Annotated in this window: 16 protein-coding genes; 9 read left to right on the forward strand and 7 right to left on the reverse strand. The window is 64.1% G+C overall.

What is annotated here, in order from left to right; genetic code table 11:
* The first annotated feature begins 2 nt into the window (after nucleotides 1–2).
* The 3 genes from kdpC to NP945_RS02145 are packed head-to-tail and all read left to right on the forward strand — an operon-like array spanning nucleotide 3 to nucleotide 4,048.
* Nucleotides 3–569, forward strand: coding sequence for a potassium-transporting ATPase subunit KdpC (kdpC, locus tag NP945_RS02135; protein WP_256745448.1), 567 nt, complete (start codon nucleotides 3–5; stop codon nucleotides 567–569).
* 54 nt (nucleotides 570–623) lie between these two features.
* The gene (locus NP945_RS02140) at nucleotides 624–3,359 is read left to right on the forward strand and encodes a sensor histidine kinase KdpD (RefSeq protein ID WP_256745449.1); all 2,736 of its coding nucleotides are present in this window, start codon (nucleotides 624–626) and stop codon (nucleotides 3,357–3,359) included.
* A complete protein-coding gene (locus NP945_RS02145; protein ID WP_023810134.1) occupies nucleotides 3,356–4,048 on the forward strand; it encodes a response regulator transcription factor in 693 nt (230 codons plus the stop codon). The genes NP945_RS02140 and NP945_RS02145 overlap by 4 nt, the downstream gene beginning before the upstream one ends.
* Nucleotides 4,049–4,069: 21 nt before the next feature.
* On the opposite strand, the gene NP945_RS02150 is transcribed toward NP945_RS02145, so the two are convergent.
* From NP945_RS02150 to NP945_RS02180, 7 genes are all read right to left on the reverse strand, one after another.
* A complete protein-coding gene (locus NP945_RS02150) occupies nucleotides 4,070–5,506 on the reverse strand; it encodes an MFS transporter (protein ID WP_256745450.1) in 1,437 nt (478 codons plus the stop codon).
* Between the two features lie 211 nt (nucleotides 5,507–5,717).
* Nucleotides 5,718–6,197 (reverse strand): DUF992 domain-containing protein, encoded by a 480-nt coding sequence (locus NP945_RS02155; RefSeq protein ID WP_023810132.1) that lies wholly within the window; start codon nucleotides 6,195–6,197, stop codon nucleotides 5,718–5,720.
* A gap of 94 nt (nucleotides 6,198–6,291) precedes the next feature.
* On the reverse strand, nucleotides 6,292–6,768 hold the full coding sequence (locus tag NP945_RS02160; RefSeq protein WP_127290636.1) for a DUF992 domain-containing protein: 477 nt from the start codon (nucleotides 6,766–6,768) through the stop codon (nucleotides 6,292–6,294).
* Between the two features lie 202 nt (nucleotides 6,769–6,970).
* Nucleotides 6,971–7,813 (reverse strand): tetratricopeptide repeat protein, encoded by an 843-nt coding sequence (locus NP945_RS02165; RefSeq protein WP_127267752.1) that lies wholly within the window; start codon nucleotides 7,811–7,813, stop codon nucleotides 6,971–6,973.
* A gap of 138 nt (nucleotides 7,814–7,951) precedes the next feature.
* Nucleotides 7,952–8,230 (reverse strand): 30S ribosomal protein S21, encoded by a 279-nt coding sequence (gene rpsU / locus NP945_RS02170; RefSeq protein WP_023810129.1) that lies wholly within the window; start codon nucleotides 8,228–8,230, stop codon nucleotides 7,952–7,954.
* 201 nt (nucleotides 8,231–8,431) lie between these two features.
* Nucleotides 8,432–8,818 (reverse strand): SET domain-containing protein, encoded by a 387-nt coding sequence (locus tag NP945_RS02175; RefSeq protein WP_127395264.1) that lies wholly within the window; start codon nucleotides 8,816–8,818, stop codon nucleotides 8,432–8,434.
* A 108-nt stretch (nucleotides 8,819–8,926) separates the two neighbouring features.
* A complete protein-coding gene (locus NP945_RS02180; protein WP_256745451.1) occupies nucleotides 8,927–9,685 on the reverse strand; it encodes an SDR family oxidoreductase in 759 nt (252 codons plus the stop codon).
* Between the two features lie 268 nt (nucleotides 9,686–9,953).
* On the opposite strand from NP945_RS02180, the gene NP945_RS02185 reads away from it, so the two are divergent.
* From NP945_RS02185 to NP945_RS02210, 6 genes are read left to right on the forward strand one after another with little or no spacing between them, the layout of a single operon-like run.
* Nucleotides 9,954–11,207: a sarcosine oxidase subunit beta gene (locus tag NP945_RS02185; protein WP_256745452.1), complete on the forward strand. Its 1,254-nt coding sequence runs from the start codon at nucleotides 9,954–9,956 to the stop codon at nucleotides 11,205–11,207.
* On the forward strand, nucleotides 11,207–11,647 hold the full coding sequence (locus NP945_RS02190; protein ID WP_127270055.1) for a hypothetical protein: 441 nt from the start codon (nucleotides 11,207–11,209) through the stop codon (nucleotides 11,645–11,647). The genes NP945_RS02185 and NP945_RS02190 overlap by 1 nt, the downstream gene beginning before the upstream one ends.
* An 11-nt stretch (nucleotides 11,648–11,658) precedes the next feature.
* A complete protein-coding gene (locus NP945_RS02195; RefSeq protein WP_023770558.1) occupies nucleotides 11,659–11,955 on the forward strand; it encodes a sarcosine oxidase subunit delta in 297 nt (98 codons plus the stop codon).
* Complete coding sequence (locus NP945_RS02200) at nucleotides 11,952–14,945, forward strand: sarcosine oxidase subunit alpha (RefSeq protein WP_256745453.1); 2,994 nt, start codon at nucleotides 11,952–11,954, stop codon at nucleotides 14,943–14,945. The genes NP945_RS02195 and NP945_RS02200 overlap by 4 nt, the downstream gene beginning before the upstream one ends.
* The gene (locus NP945_RS02205) at nucleotides 14,938–15,522 is read left to right on the forward strand and encodes a sarcosine oxidase subunit gamma (protein ID WP_256745454.1); all 585 of its coding nucleotides are present in this window, start codon (nucleotides 14,938–14,940) and stop codon (nucleotides 15,520–15,522) included. The genes NP945_RS02200 and NP945_RS02205 overlap by 8 nt, the downstream gene beginning before the upstream one ends.
* Nucleotides 15,523–15,581: 59 nt before the next feature.
* A complete protein-coding gene (locus tag NP945_RS02210; protein ID WP_127398121.1) occupies nucleotides 15,582–15,812 on the forward strand; it encodes a hypothetical protein in 231 nt (76 codons plus the stop codon).
* The last annotated feature ends 71 nt before the right edge of the window (nucleotides 15,813–15,883 follow it).

Raw genomic sequence — 15,883 nt, forward strand, 5'->3', positions numbered from 1 at the left:
TCATGTTCAAACAGATAAGACCCGTGATCATCATGATCGTCTTCTTCACGGTCCTGACCGGCCTGATCTATCCCTTGGGCATGACCGGCATCGCCCAGGCGATCTTCCCGCGCCAGGCCAATGGCAGCCTGATCGAGAAGGATGGCAAGGTTATCGGCTCCGAGCTGATCGGCCAGGGCTTTGCCAGCGACAAGTATTTCCATGGCCGCCCCTCGGCCGCCGGCGACGGCTACAACGCCGCCGCCTCGAGCGGCAGCAATCTCGGCCCGACCAATCCCAAGCTGATCGACCGCATCAAGGGCGACGCGGAAAGACTGAAGGCGGAGAATCCGAACCAGCCCGTCCCGATGGACCTGGTGACGACGTCCGGCAGTGGCCTCGATCCCGATATCAGTCCCGAAGCAGCCTACTTCCAGGCCGCCAGGGTGGCCAAGTCCAGGGGGATCGATGAAGCCAAGGTCAAGGCGCTTGTCGATGCCCAAGTCGAGGGCAGGGAGCTTGGCTTCATGGGCGAACCGGTGGTCAATGTGCTCGGTCTCAACCTTGCGCTGGACGCCGCGAAACAGTGAATGGTGCGGGCCGGGGATCGACAGTATCCCCGGCGCCATCCATGATCGATCCCGATGCCGGACGACAGAAGCAACGACGCCAGACCTTCTCCCGACGCACTGCTTGACCATGCCGAGCGGGAAGGTCGCGGCCGGCTGCGGATATTCCTGGGTGCCGCTCCCGGCGTAGGCAAGACCTACGAGATGCTGATGTCGGGCCGCGCCAGGCTGACCGACGGCGTGGATGTGGTGATCGGTGTCGTCGAGACGCATGGGCGCAAGGAGACACTGGCCCTGGTCGAGGGTTATGAGGTCATTCCCCGCCGCAAGGTCGACTACAAGGGGCGCATCCTCGACGAGATGGATATCGACGCCATCCTCGCCCGGCGCCCGGCGCTGGTTCTCATCGACGAACTCGCCCACACAAATGCGCCTGGCAGCCGGCACCCCAAGCGCTATCTCGATGTCCAGGAAATCCTGACGCACGGTATCGACGTCTACACGACGCTCAACATCCAGCATGTCGAAAGCCTGAACGACGTCGTCGCCCAGATCACCAAGGTCAGGGTTCGCGAGACGGTCCCCGATTCCATCATAGACCAGGCCGACGATGTCGAGATCATCGATCTCACCCCCGACGACCTGATCAAGCGGCTCGAGGAAGGCAAGGTCTATTTCCCCAACACCGCGCAGCGCGCGATCGAGAACTATTTCTCGCCGGGCAATCTGACGGCGCTCAGGGAACTGGCGCTGCGGCGCACCGCGCAGCGCGTCGACGACCAGTTGCTGATCCATATGCAGGCCCACGCCATTCCCGGACCGTGGGCCGCGGGGGAAAGGGTTCTCGTCTGCGTCGACGCGCGTCCGGGCGGGGCGGCGCGTATTCGCTATGCGCGCAGGCTGGCAGACCGGCTCCGTGCCCCGTGGACGGCGCTGCATGTCGACAGCCCTCGCTCGGCCAGCATGCCCGAAGCGGACAAGGATCGGCTGGCTACGAACCTGCGGCTTGCCGAACAGCTCGGCGCCGAGGTGAACACCATTCCCGGTCAGAACATCGCGCAGGACATTGTTCGCCATGCGACGGCGAACAATTTCACCCATATCGTGGTCGGCAGGCCGACCCGGTCGCGCTGGCGGGAATTGATCGAAGGTTCGCTCACCTACGATCTCATCCGCAATGCCGGCGACATCAGCGTCCATGTCATTTCAGGAACCGAACGCAACGCCGAGGTGACGTCGAGGAGTGTCAAGGCGGCGGACGAGCAGTGGCAGTTCGAGATCTGGCCCTATCTCAAGGCCACGGCCTTTGTTATCGGTTCGCTCGCCTTCGCCGTCGTTCTCGACCAGTTTCTCGACGTTCGCAACCTGGCGATCATTCTTCTCATCGGCGTACTGGCATCGGCGGTAACCGGCGGTCTGTGGCCGGCTCTGTACGCTTGTTTCGCCAGCGCCCTTGCTTTCAATTATTTCTTCCTGGAGCCTCGTTATACGCTGACGATCCGGGATCCGGAGAGCATCGTCGCGCTTGGCGTCTTTCTCGTCGTTGCGGTCATCGCCAGCAATCTGACGGCGCGCGTGCAGCGCCAGGCGGTCGCCGCCCGCTCGCGGGCGCGGGCCACGGAAGACATCTACCTCTTTTCAAAGAAGCTCGCCGGCGCCGGCACGCTCGACGACGTCCTTTGGGCCACGGCCTTCCAGATCGCCTCGATGCTGAAGCTGCGGGTGGTGCTGCTTTTGCCGGAAGACGGGACCATCACCGTCAAGGCCGGCTATCCGCCCGACGACACGCTGGCCGAGGCCGACATCGCCGCCGCCCGCTGGGCCTGGGAGCACAATCGTGCGGCGGGTCGTGGCGCCGACACGCTTCCGGGCGCCAAGCGCCTCTATTTGCCCTTGCGGACGGGGCGCACGGCCATCGGGGTCGTCGGCCTCGACAACGACAAGCAGGGTCCGCTGCTGACGCCCGAGCAGCAGCGGCTGCTTGACGCACTGGCCGACCAGGCGGCGGTCGCCATCGAGCGTATTCAGTTGGTTGCCGACGTCGACCGTGCCAAGCTAGCCGCTGAGGCGGACAGGCTGCGCTCGGCGCTGCTCACCTCCATTTCCCATGATCTGAAAACGCCGCTCGCCGCCATCATGGGCGCGGCCGGCACGCTGCGGGATTTTTCAGCAGCGCTTCCCGAACCGGACCGGGCCGAACTGCTGTCGACGGTGCTCGACGAATCCGAGCGGTTGAACCGCTTCATCGCCAATCTGCTCGACATGACCAAGATCGAGTCCGGCGCGATGGAGCCGAACTACGCCTTTCACTATGTCGGCGACATCGTCGGCTCCGCCTTGCAAAGGGCCAGGAAAATCATTGGCGAGCACAAGATCGAGACCGACATCCCCAGGGATTTGCCGATGTTGAAGGTCGACCCGGTGCTGTTCGAGCAAGCGTTGTTCAATCTTCTCGACAATGCGGCGAAATATGCCCCGGCAAGCTCGACGATTCGCATGCAGGGTTGGACCGACAATGGCTCCGTCCTGCTGCAAATCATGGATGAAGGGCCAGGCATTCCTCCCGGCGATCTGGAACGGATTTTCGACACGTTCTATCGAGTGCGCAAGGGCGACCAGATCCGCGCCGGTACGGGGCTCGGCCTGTCGATCTGCCGCGGCTTCGTCGAAGCGATGGGTGGCACGATCATGGCGGCAAACCGGACCGACGGTTCGGGCGCGGTGTTCACCATCAAAATGCCCAGGCCGGCAAATCCGCCCAATTTCGACGCTTCGAATACCGACGACCACGATGTCGGTGATGTGGCATGACAAACTCGAACGTCAGGATATTGGTCGTCGATGACGAGCCGCCGATCCGCAAGCTGCTGCGCGTCGGGCTCGGCAGCCAAGGTTATGCGGTCAGCGAGGCGCCGAACGCGAAGGTGGCGATCGAGCTGATGGAGGCGGAGAAGCCGGACCTCGTCCTGCTCGACCTTGGGCTGCCCGGCATGAGCGGTCATGAGTTGCTGCGCAAATGGCGCGACGATGGTCTCGACATTCCAGTGGTCATCCTGTCCAGCCGAACCGACGAGGCCGGCATCGTCCAGGCCCTGGAACTCGGCGCCGACGACTATGTCACCAAACCTTTCGGCATGAACGAGCTGGTGGCGCGCATTCGCGTGGCGCTCCGCCACAAGTTCCAGCAACAGGGCGAGAAGCCGATTTTCCAGACCGGCGATCTCAGCGTTGACCTGGTCAAGCGCATCGTCAAGGTCGAGGGCAAGGAGGTAAAGCTGTCGCCGAAGGAATACGACATCCTGCGCATGCTGGTGCAGCACGCCGGCAAGGTGCTGACCCATCATTTCCTGTTGAAGCAGGTCTGGGGCGATTCGACCGACGTGCAGTACCTCAGGGTCTACGTCCGGCAGCTCCGGCAGAAGATCGAGAAGAGCCCCGACCAGCCGCGTTACATCACCACCGAGACCGGTGTCGGCTATCGCCTGCGCGAGGTGGAGTGAGAGCGGCTAAGATCTTGAAGTTTAGCCGATAGCTTCCTGCGGCTGACCAAGCGGTCTGGATACCCGCAAAGCCGCGAGGCAGCCGACAATGCCGAGCGGCACGAAGGCAAGGAACAACCACGACGCGACATTCGCCGCGGCGTCGTGGTTCAGACCTTGCGAAAAGCCGCTGGCGTTGGCGACGATGCCGGCAAGGGCGGCGCCCACGGCATAGCCGATGCGCTGCATGGTCGGCACCGCCGCCGAGGCGATGGTCTGCTCACCCTCCGGGGCGGAGGCGACGATGACGCGCGTCAGGAACGGCCAGGCGATGCCGAAGCCGCCGCCCTGCAACAGGGCACACATCAGGATCAGCGGGATGGAGCCCAGGGGTATCGCATACGCAAAGCCGGCGATGCCGGCCGCGATCATCACCGCGCCGCCGACGATGATCAGCCGCTCGCGCTGCGGCGGCGCGTTGGCGACCAGGATCGAGAGGATCGACCAGGCTATCGATTCGGCGGCGATGATGTAGCCGGTCGTCAATAGCGGAATGTCGTGAAGGCTGGTCAGCAACAGCGGTCCGTAGACGCCGAAGGAACAGGTCGCCACCGAAAAGGCGGCAACCATGGTCATGCCGGCGCCGACCGGCGTGCGCCATGAGAACAGCCGCGCCGGGAACAGCCGCGAACGCGGCTTCAGCGCGTCGATGGTGAAGAACAGCACCAGGCCGATGAGGCCGAAGGCCATCAGCAGCGAAGAGCGCAGCAAGGCGATGTCGACGCCGGCCGAGGCGATCAACACCACGGCGACGGCAAGGCAGCCAAGGGCCGCGAACGGGAAGGGCGGCGCCTTACCCGTGCTCGTCTTGGGTTTCGTCGCCTGCGGCGTGTCGAGCACGAGGAAGCTTGCCAGCGCCATGGCGGCGCCGCCGAGTGTGAAGATGCCGAAGGCCCAGCGCCATGACAACAGCTCGGTCATGATCGCGCCGAGCAATGGTCCGCTGAAGGCGGCGACGCCCCAGATCGCCGACATGATGCCGAAAAGCTGCGGCCAGATGGCGCGCGAGAACAGTCGTTCGACCGAGACGAAGGCCAGCGACACCAGCGCACCGCCGCCAAGTCCTTCGATCAGGCGGCCGGCGAGGAACAGTTGCATGGAAGGCGAGGTGGCGCATATCAGCGCGCCTGTTGCGTAGAGCAGCGCGGCGACCACCATGTTGGTGCGCAAGGGGACATAACTCACCAGTCGTCCGGCGGCCGCGCCGGCAACGATGGCGCCGAGTTCGTAGATCGCCAGCGACCAGCCGACGAGCTGTACGCCCGCCAGTTCGCCGACCATGGCCGGCATCACCGTTGCCACCATCGTTTCGTTGGTGGCGTGCAGCAGGATGCCGAGGCTGATGAAGCAGAAGCGCGCCAGGTCGCCGCTTGCCCACAATACGCGCCAGTCGACCCTGTTTGTGCTGATCCCGGTCATTTCCACCCCCGTCTTGCATATCTCGACGCCAGCGCAGGACGCCAGAAGCCAGTACGGGTTTCCGGCAGGACCATGCGAATCGACAGCGCTGGATCGAGGCGTTGTTGCGCTCGAGGCAGGCTTGTAAAACCTCAACCGGGGTTGAGCTCAAGCGGTTTTTTGAGGGCCGTTCGCGCGGATGCCCCTTCCGTTGGCGGGCTTCGTTGCGCGATCAATTCTCGGTGCTGCGCAGCTGGAATTGGCTGACGCCGATCGCGAGGTTCATGCCGGTCTGCGTCTGCAAGCTGAGCGGCTGCAAGGTGAAGGCCTGAGAGGAGCCGCCGACCAGCAGATTGGCGCCGGCGCCGACGGCGGCCGTCACCTCTGCGCTGGCGCCGATGTAGTCGCCGGCCAGCGCACCCGGCGCATAGATGTTCTTCAGCGGCGTCAGCACGATCCACTGCATGACCGTCTGCTTCGTCGTGCCGATGTCGAGGCCGTATTTGTTGACGGCGCCGAAATAGGCTTCCGGCGCGAAGCTTTTGTCGGCGGGGTTGAAGGTGCAGCTCAGATCCTTGCTCGAGCCGAAGATGAAGCCGGTGCCGCCGCCGATGGCGCAGTCAAGCGTACCGACTTCCATGCCTCGGTCCTGCGCCTGCACCGCTCCGGATAGCGTGGTGAACATGGCGGCAGCTATGGCTGTCTTCAGCATGATGGTTTCCCCCCCCAAATCAAACGGCGCGAAACCATCCTATCTGGTTCCGCGCCGCGGGGTGAGGGGTCATGGAGCGCACGGCTCCATGCAATCACTTGAATGAGTGGATCAGCTGGAGCGAGGTCACAGCCACGGCAAGGTTGACGCCGGTCTGCGCCTGGACGCTGAGCGGCTCCAGCATGACGGCGCTGTCCAGGCCGCCAACCAGCAGATTGGCGCCGCCGCCGGTCACCACGCTCGCCTCGGCGTTGACACCGTAGTAGCTGCCGGCGAGATCGCCTCCGTCACGATCCCGGGTCGCGGCCAGCACGGCCCAGACGAGCTGGCCCTGATGCGTCTGGCCGACATCGAGGCCGATCTTGGAGATGACGCCTGTGTAAATCTCGGACGGCCCGTGATGATGAGGCCGGAAGACACAGGACACGCCCTTGTTGGAAGCGACGATATAAGCGGTGCCGCCGTCGATGGTGCAATCGAGCGTGCCGAGTTGCAGCTTGCCGGCGCTGGCCGGAGCCACCGCGAACATCGTCGTGGCGAGGGCAGCGGCGCAGGCGAGTTTCTTGATCATGGGAGGGTCCTTTCGCAAAATACTTTCAACAACGGCTTGGGTGGGTAGACCGTTCCGCTGAAAACTTGGCGCGATCAAGGCAGGGGCCGAAAGCCTCCTGCCGGGGTTAATGCCCGGTTGCGAAGTGCGTCCTTTAGGACACGCAAAGGATTCCGCGGCACTTGGATGTCACGCGGATTTGTATGGGAAGCCGAAACCGAGATCAGCTGACGCGGGCGAGGCCATCCTTGGCCGGCTGGTAGGTAGGGTCGAGGCGAACGGCTTCCTTATAGGATTTCGCGGCCTTCGCCTTGTCGCCGCGCCGCTCATAGATCAGCGCCTGGTTGGACCAGGCCTCGGCATTCCTGCCGTCGAGCTTGATCGCCATGTTGAAATCGGAAAAGGCGTTGTCCTCGTCGTTGGTCGCCAGATAGGAGAGGCCGCGGCCGTTGTAGGGCTCGGCGGCGTCCGGCGCCAGCGAGATGGCGGTCGAGAAGTCCTCGATGGCGAATTTGTGCTGGCCCTGGCTCTGATAGATCAGGCCTCGATTGTGGTAGGCGCGGGCGTCGGTCGTATCGAGCTGGATTGCCTTCTGGAAGTCGTTGAAGGCGTCCTGGGTGCGACCCGCCTTGCGGTAGAGATTGCCGCGGCCGATATAGGCGGCGTCGTAGTTGCCGTTGATCTGGATCGAACGGTTGTAGTCCGCGAGCGCGGCTTCCTGATTGCCGAGGAAGCGCTGGATGAGCGCGCGGTTCGAATAGGCCTGGAAGAAATTCGGGTTGAGCTGGATGGCTTGATTGAAATCCTTGAGCGCCGCCTGGTACTGACCGCCACGGCCATAGGCCGAGCCGCGCACATTGTAGCCTTCGGGATCCTGGGGATTGCGCTGGATGACCGCCGACAGCGAGGAAATGTTCTCGCTCGACCCTTGCGCCTTGTCGATGTTGTTGAATTCACCGGTCGGGCCCGCCGTTTGGCAGCCGGCAAGCGCCAGTCCGGAGAGCAGGGCCGCTGTCAGGGCGAAACCACGCAATGCGGTCCCGCGCTCCACGCTTGTTGCGTTCATGTCTGCCCTGTCCTCACTTCAAGCCGCGTCGTTCAGGTCCGGCTCCCCCTCCGGACCGGTCACATCAAAACAAAAAGGTGGCGGCGATTCTACATCGCGCCACCTCTGATATCCTTCGAAAAGGACGAAAAATTGGCGTTAGAACCGCGGCGGACGCGGAGCGCCACCTGCACCGCCGGCGGCGCCAGCAGCGACCGGGCGCGGCGTCATCGGCAGCAGGCCTTCGCGCTGGGCGCGCTTGCGGGCCAGCTTGCGGGCGCGGCGGACGGCTTCAGCCTTCTCACGGGCGCGCTTCTCGGACGGCTTCTCGTAGTGACCGCGCATCTTCATTTCGCGGAAAATGCCTTCGCGCTGCATCTTCTTCTTGAGAGCGCGAAGCGCCTGATCAACGTTATTGTCGCGGACGAGTACCTGCACGGGCAATCCTGTCTTTCGGGTTTGATATCAACAGGCAAGCGGCCATAGCCGCTAGCCTCCGCGGCGGTTTACACCACGAATTGGGGCGGCTGATAGCAGAATCATGCCGCGCTGTCCACAGTGGAAATGAATTTGCGGGGCCAGCCGCCGTCTGTTTGCCCTGGGACAAGTGTGCCACTTGCCCATGAGATAAGGAGCCGACTAGGCCGTCGCGAGGTGCAGCAGCTCGAAATCCTCGAAGAACTCGCCGTAGTCGCAGGTGATCTCCTCGCCCACGGCGATGTCGCGGGTCGCGGTGGCTCCGCCATATTGCGAAAAATCCGTATTCGGATTGCTGGAATGGTTCATGAAGCGGCCATTGTCGACTTCATAAACCATGAAACCCGGCCGGTCCGGGCTCGGATAGGCATAGCGGTCGAGCAGTTCCCTGAGATGCGGGGGTGCCGTCTCGTATTTGTCCATGGGGATCAGCCGGTCGAAATCCGGATCGAGCCGCCAGATCGAAGCGCCTTTCCCGATCGGCTCCGCGGCGAACACGCCGACGCCTTCGATCGCGCTCGCAGTCACATAGGTTCTGATCAGCATCATGGTTCCAGACCCGCTTTTAGACAGGAACGGAATCGCCAAATCGCGGCGAAAAATCAAGAGCGGGCGTTTGCCTGGCGGCTATGAACATGCATCCCGCCGCTGGAATCTTCACGTCCGATTGATCGACACGCCGCCATCGGCAAACAGAGCCGCTCCGGTGGTGAAGCTCGAGGCGTCGGAGGCGAGATAGAGCGCGGAACGGGCAATCTCCTCCGGCATCGCGATACGCTTCAAAGCATGCAGGCCTTCGACGAAGGCTCTTGATTCCGGGGTCTTGAAGGTTGCCGCCGGCGTGTCTGTGCCGCCGGGCAGCAGCGCGTTGACCCGCACGCCTTTCGGGCCGTATTCGGCGGCAAGCACCTGTGTCAGTCCGATCAGGCCGGCCTTGCTCGCGGCATAGCTTGTCATGCCCGGCATGCCGACTGTGTGGCCGACGAAGGTGGAAGTGAAGATCAGCGAACCACCGCCACGCTCGATCATTGCCGGCACCTGGTATTTGGCGCCGAGAAACGCGCTGGTGAGATTGGTGTCGAGCGTCTCGCGCCAGCCTTCCAGCGGCAGGTCCGAAATCGGTCCCATCCGGCCGACGGCGCCGGCATTGTTGAAGGCGATGTCGAGCCCACCGAACTTTTCGACCGCCAGATCGACAAGGGCCTTTGCATAGGCTTCGTCCCTGACATCGCCGGCAAGCGCGATGGCCGCGCCATCATTGTCTTCTATCTCGGCGACGAGCGTATCGAGCTCGGCCTGACGGCGGGCGGCGACGATGACCTTGGCGCCTTCCTCGGCAAAGAGTTTTGCCGAGGCCCGGCCGATGCCGGAGCTGGCGCCGGTGACGATGGCGATCTTGTTGGCGAGTGCGAACATTTTTGCATCCTTTCTTCGCGCCGGCCTGACCGGCAGTTGGGATGCTTGGTCGCAGATCGAGGCAAGGCGAGCCACCCGATACGTGCCAAGATGCTGGAAAGCGCCGACGCGCCGGATGCGTCTTTTCCGCCACGGCGCAAAACGGCAAGCGCCGTCGCAAACAGCGCAAGGGTGGAAGCGCTGTTTCGCTAGTGATACACCTCGCGCGCCGGGACCGAATGAACGCCGGCCGCCATTCGCGAAGCCTTTTTGGGGCGAGGTTGGGACGTTGAAGAAATATTCGGTATTCGCCATCGCCCGTGAAGCCATGCGCGGTCACAAGGGCTGGGAGGAACAGTGGTCCTCGCCTGAGCCCAGGAAAGAATACGACGTCATCATCGTCGGCGCCGGCGGCCATGGCCTGGCCACCGCCTATTACCTCGCCACCGTGCACGGCATCACCAATGTCGCGGTGCTGGAAAAGGGCTGGCTCGGCGGCGGCAACACCGGCCGCAACACCACCATCATCCGTTCCAACTATCTCTATGACGAGAGCGCCGGCATCTACGACCATGCGCTGAAGCTGTGGGATGGCTTGAGCCAGGAACTCAACTACAACGTCATGTATTCGGCGCGCGGCGTCATGATGCTCGCCCACAATGTGCACGACGTCCAGGTGCTGAAGCGCCACGTGCACGCCAACCGGCTGAACGGCATCGACAATGAATGGCTGACGCCGGAGCAGGCGAAGGAATTCTGCCCACCGCTCAACACCTCCAAGGATGCGCGCTATCCGGTGGTCGGTGCGTCGCTGCAGCGGCGCGGCGGCACGGCCCGTCATGATGCCGTTGCCTGGGGCTATGCGCGCGGCGCCTCGGCGCGCGGCGTCCACATCATCCAGAATTGCGAGGTCACCGGGGTCAAGCGGGCGGCCAATGGCGCGGTGATGGGCGTCGACACGACGCGCGGCTTCATCGGCGCCAAGAAGGTCGGCGTCGTTGCCGCCGGCCATTCCTCCGTCATCATGAACATGGCAGGCGTGCGCATGCCGCTGGAAAGTTATCCGCTGCAGGCGCTGGTGTCGGAACCGGTCAAGCCGGTGGTTCCCTGCGTGGTGATGTCGAACACGGTGCACGCCTATATCTCGCAGTCCGACAAGGGCGAGCTGGTGATCGGCGCCGGCACCGACCAGTATGTCTCCTATTCGCAGACCGGCGGCTTGCACATATTGCAACATACGCTCGACGCCATCTGCGAGATGTTCCCGATCTTCACGCGCATGAAGATGCTGCGCTCGTGGGGCGGCATTGTCGACGTCACGCCCGACCGCTCGCCGATCCTGGCCAAGATGCCGGTGCCGGGCCTCTATGTCAATTGCGGTTGGGGCACGGGCGGCTTCAAGGCAACGCCGGGTTCGGGCCATGTCTTTGCCCACACCATCGCCAAAGACGATCCGCATCCGATCAACGCGCCCTTCACCATCGAACGCTTCCGCACCGGACGGCTCATCGACGAGGCGGCGGCGGCGGCGGTGGCGCACTGATGATGGCTGAGATGGCTGTCGCGATGCCGCTGATGCTGGCGGGGGAGCAAGTGCTGGCGGGAGAACGGGGCATGTTCCATTTTCCCTCGCCGGATGAAGTGCGCACGCAGCCGATCAGCCGTGCCGGCAACGAAGCCGGCTGGCCGTTTTCGGTCGATGACGGCACGTTGGCCTGCGTCTGGAGCGGCGGCCAGAGGGTGGTGATGTTCTTCGAGGGACGACCCGAAGGGCTCGAAGAAGACGAGACATTCCAGCCGCGTCAAGTCATCGTCACAACCGATCCGATGCAGCTCACCCTCGGCAACATGGCGTCCCGCGATCTGTTTCGTCCCGCTGCAAGCGTGGAAGAGCGCATCCGGCTCGTCGCACCGTTCGCGACCCTGGGACAGAAGCTTTGCGATCAACCGGCGGGCGCCCGCGTCGGCCACGGCGAATTGTAGGAACGAACCAAATGCTTCTCATCCGCTGCCCCTATTGCGAGGAAGAGCGTCCGGAACTCGAGTTCCGCAACGCCGGCGAGGCGCACATCGCGCGCTCGGCCAATATGGCCGGCGAGAGCGACGACGATTTTGAAAAGTTCTTCTTCATCCGCTCCAACCCCAAGGGCATCATTTATGAGCGCTGGCGGCACATGCATGGCTGTGCGCGCTTCTTCAATGCCGTACGCGACACCGTCACCGACAAATTCGTCATGACCTACAAGGCCGGCGAGCCGAAGCCGTCGAAGCTCCCGGGAGTTGCCAAATGAGCGGCGCGTTCCGCATTCCCGGCGCTGGCCGCTTCAGCCAAGCCAAGACCGCGCGGTTCAGCTTCGATGGCCGGTCCTATGCCGGCATCGAGGGCGACACGCTGGCCTCGGCGCTGCTCGCCAATGGCGTCCATCTCGTCGGCCGTTCGTTCAAGTACCACCGTCCGCGCGGCATCCTGTCGGCGGGCGCCGAGGAGCCGAACGCCCTGGTCGAAATCAGGCGCGACGCGGCACGCAAGACGCCGAACGTGCGGGCGACCGTGCAGGAGCTCTATGACGGGCTTGATGCGCAGTCGCAGAACCGCTGGCCGTCACTGTCCTTCGACCTCGGTGCGGTCAGCGATATCGCCTCACCGCTGCTTTCGGCCGGCTTCTACTACAAGACCTTCATGTGGCCGAAAGCGGCGTGGAAGAGGCTCTACGAGCCAAAGATACGCGCCGCGGCCGGTCTTGGCGTTTCCCCGGACCAGCCGGATCCCGACCATTATTCATCGCGCTATGCGCATTGCGACGTGCTGGTGCTGGGCGGCGGTGCGGCAGGCATCGCGGCAGCGCTTGCGTCGGCCGAGACCGGCGTGCGCGTCATCCTCGCCGACGAGCAGGCCGAGTTCGGCGGCAGCCTGCGTTTCGAGAGCGGCGCGAAAATCGACGGCCAGGACGGTTTTGCCTGGGCGCAAGCTGCCGTGGCGAAGCTCGCCGCAATGGACAATGTCCGCGTGCTGTCGCGAACGACGGCGTTCGGCTACTATGCGCAGAATTTTGTGGGGCTGGTCGAGCGTGTCAGCGAGCATCTGAGGACCCCCGGCCACGATCTGGCGCGCGAGCGGCTGTGGCAGGTCCGGGCCAAGCGCGTGGTGCTGGCCTCGGGCGCGATCGAGCGCCACATGGTGTTTGCCGACAATGACCGGCCGGGCATCATGCTGGCGGGTGCCGCGCGCACCTATCTCAACCACTATGGCGTCGCGGTCGGCAGGAATGTCGGCGTCTACACCGCCAATGATTCTGCTTACGCGGCGGCGATCGACCTGAAGAAGGCCGGCGTCAACGTGGCGGCGATCGTCGATCTGCGCGAAAATCCGACCGGACCGGTGATCGACGAGGCGAGGGCGCTCGGCATCGAGATCAATTTCGGCCGCGCGGTGATCCGCGCTGGCGGTAAGCTCAGGGTGTCGTCGATGACCGTGCAGCCGAAGAATGGCGGCGGCGAACGCACCATCGCGGTCGATGCGATCCTGATGTCGGCCGGCTGGACGCCGTCGGTGCATCTGTTCTCGCAGTCGCGCGGAAAGGTCGCCTTCAACGACGAGACCAAGCGCTTCGTGCCGGGCACCTATGCGCAGGACTGCGTCTCGGTGGGCGCCTGCAACGGCACCGACGGGCTGTCGGCGACGGTGGACGAGGCCTATGCGGCGGGCGCCAAGGCGGCGAAAGATGCCGGCGCCAAAGCCGCCAAGAGCAGTAAGCCGAAGGTCGATGCGTCGGAGAGCTGGTCGCGCGGTATGTTGGGCGCGGCGCCCGGCGCCGGGCCGGACACGACTGTGAAGGCGTTTGTCGATTTCCAGAACGACGTCACCGCCAAGGATATCCGCCAGGCGGTGCACGAAGGCATGCGCTCGATCGAGCACGTCAAGCGCTTCACCACCAACGGCATGGCGACCGACCAGGGCAAGACCTCCAACATGCACGGCCTGGCGATTGCCGCCGAGACGCTGGGAAAGCCGATCCCGGAGGTCGGCCTGACCACGTTCCGTGCGCCCTATACGCCGGTCACCTTCGGCGCGATCGTCAGCCATGCGCGCGGTCCGCTGTTCGACCCGACGCGCAGAACCGCGATCCATCCCTGGGCCGAGGCGCAAGGTGCCGTGTTCGAGGATGTCGGCCAGTGGAAGCGCGCCTGGTATTTCCCCAAGGCGGGCGAGGACATGCATGCCGCGGTCGACCGCGAATGCGTCGCGGTGCGCAAGACGGCGGGCCTATTCGATGCCTCTACGCTGGGCAAGATCGAGGTGGTTGGGCCGGATGCGGCCAAGTTCATGGAACTGCTCTACACCAACCCATGGGAGAAGCTGGAACCCGGCCGCTGCCGCTACGGCATCATGCTGCGCGAGGACGGCTTCATCTATGATGACGGCGTCGTCGGCAGGCTGGCCCCCGACCGTTTCCACGTGACGACGACGACCGGCGGCGCGCCGCGCGTCATGAACCACATGGAGGATTATCTCCAGACCGAGTTCCCGCATCTCAATGTCTGGCTGACCTCGATCACCGAGCAGTGGGCTGTTATCGCCGTGCAGGGGCCCAAGTCGCGCGACATCATCGCGCCACTGGTCGAAGGCATCGACATGTCCGACGAGGCGCTGCCGCATATGTCGGTGCGTGAAGGCAAGATCTGCGGCGTGCCGACGCGGTTGTTTCGCATGTCGTTCACCGGCGAGCGCGGCTTCGAGGTCAATGTGCCGGCCGACTATGGCCAGGCGGTCTGGGAAGCCCTGTGGGCCGAGGGCCAGAAGCATGGTGCGGCCGCCTACGGCACCGAGGCGATGCACGTGCTGCGCGCCGAAAAAGGCTACATCATCGTCGGCCAGGACACGGATGGCACGGTAACGCCGAACGACGCCGGGCTCGACTGGGCGGTCGGCAAGAAGAAGACCGATTTCGTCGGCATCCGCGGCCTGACGCGGCCGGATCTGGTCGCCAAGGGCCGCAAGCAGCTGGTCGGCCTCAAGACCAGGGACCCCAAAGTGGTGCTGGAAGAAGGCGCGCAGGTCGTCGAGGATCCGAAGCAGGCGATCCCGATGAAGATGATCGGCCATGTCAGCTCGAGCTATTGGTCGGAAAATTGCGGCCGCTCGATCGCATTGGCGCTGGTCGCCGGCGGCCGCGACCGGATGGGCGAGACCCTCTATGTGCCGATGCCGAATGGGGTGATCGAAGTGGAGGTTACCGGCATGGTATTCTTCGACGAGACGGGAGGGCGCCTCAATGGCTAAGGCCGCTGCAAGGAAGACGGCTCCGGCCGCATCGCCTTCGGTCGAACGCCGTCCGGCGCTGGCTGGGCGCAGCACCACTGCCGCCGCCGTCAAGGTCGAGGTGCTGCCGTCGGCCGAGCGCGTTTCACTGCGTGCGCCGGAGGCTTCGGCCGCAGCGCTTTCGAAGGCGCTCGGCGTGACCTTGCCGAACAAGCCGAAAACCTCTGCCGCGAAGGGCGGGCGCACCGTCTTGTGGCTCGGTCCCGACGAATGGCTTGTGATCGATGAGGCCGGCAACGATCCGCTCGCCGATTGCGCCAAAGTATCGGCGCTGCATTCGGCGGTCGGCGTCTCGCATCGCAACATCGCGATATCGGTGACGGGCACTGGGGCAGCGGCGACGATCAATGCTGGCTGCCCGCAGGACCTGTCGCTCGACGCCTTCCCGGTGGGCGCAGCGTCGCGCACCATCCTGGGCAAGACCGAGATCGTGCTGCTGCGCACGGGTAACGACGCCTTCCGGGTCGAATGCTGGCGTTCCTTCTCGGACTATGTCTTTACTTTCCTGTCCGAGGGATCGCGCGACGCGGCGGTCTGAACTCGGAACGTTTTGCAGGGCACGCTCGTTCTGCATCCGCACGCCGAGGGAGAATGCCGATGCCGTCGAATTCCGCACCGAAGTCGCCGGTCATAAAGACATCGGCCGTCCGCTCGCTCGAACATGAGCGGCATGAAGCCCCGAGCGCCGAAGAGGAACTCGAGGAAGGCCTCGAAGACACGTTCCCGGCCAGCGATCCGATATCCATTACCGGAACCGCCATCCCCGGCGCACCGGCGAAACCGGGCAAGGCCAAGACCGTGCCGGGGCGCAAGAAGCGCAAGACGTAGTATTCCATCGGGCCAGGCGGCATCGGGACCTTCTCAATCCCTTTTGACATGCTATTTAAAGCGCTTTGGGA

Source organism: Mesorhizobium sp. LMG17149 (assembly GCF_024518695.1).
In the GTDB taxonomy this organism is placed as follows: Bacteria; Pseudomonadota; Alphaproteobacteria; order Rhizobiales; family Rhizobiaceae; genus Mesorhizobium.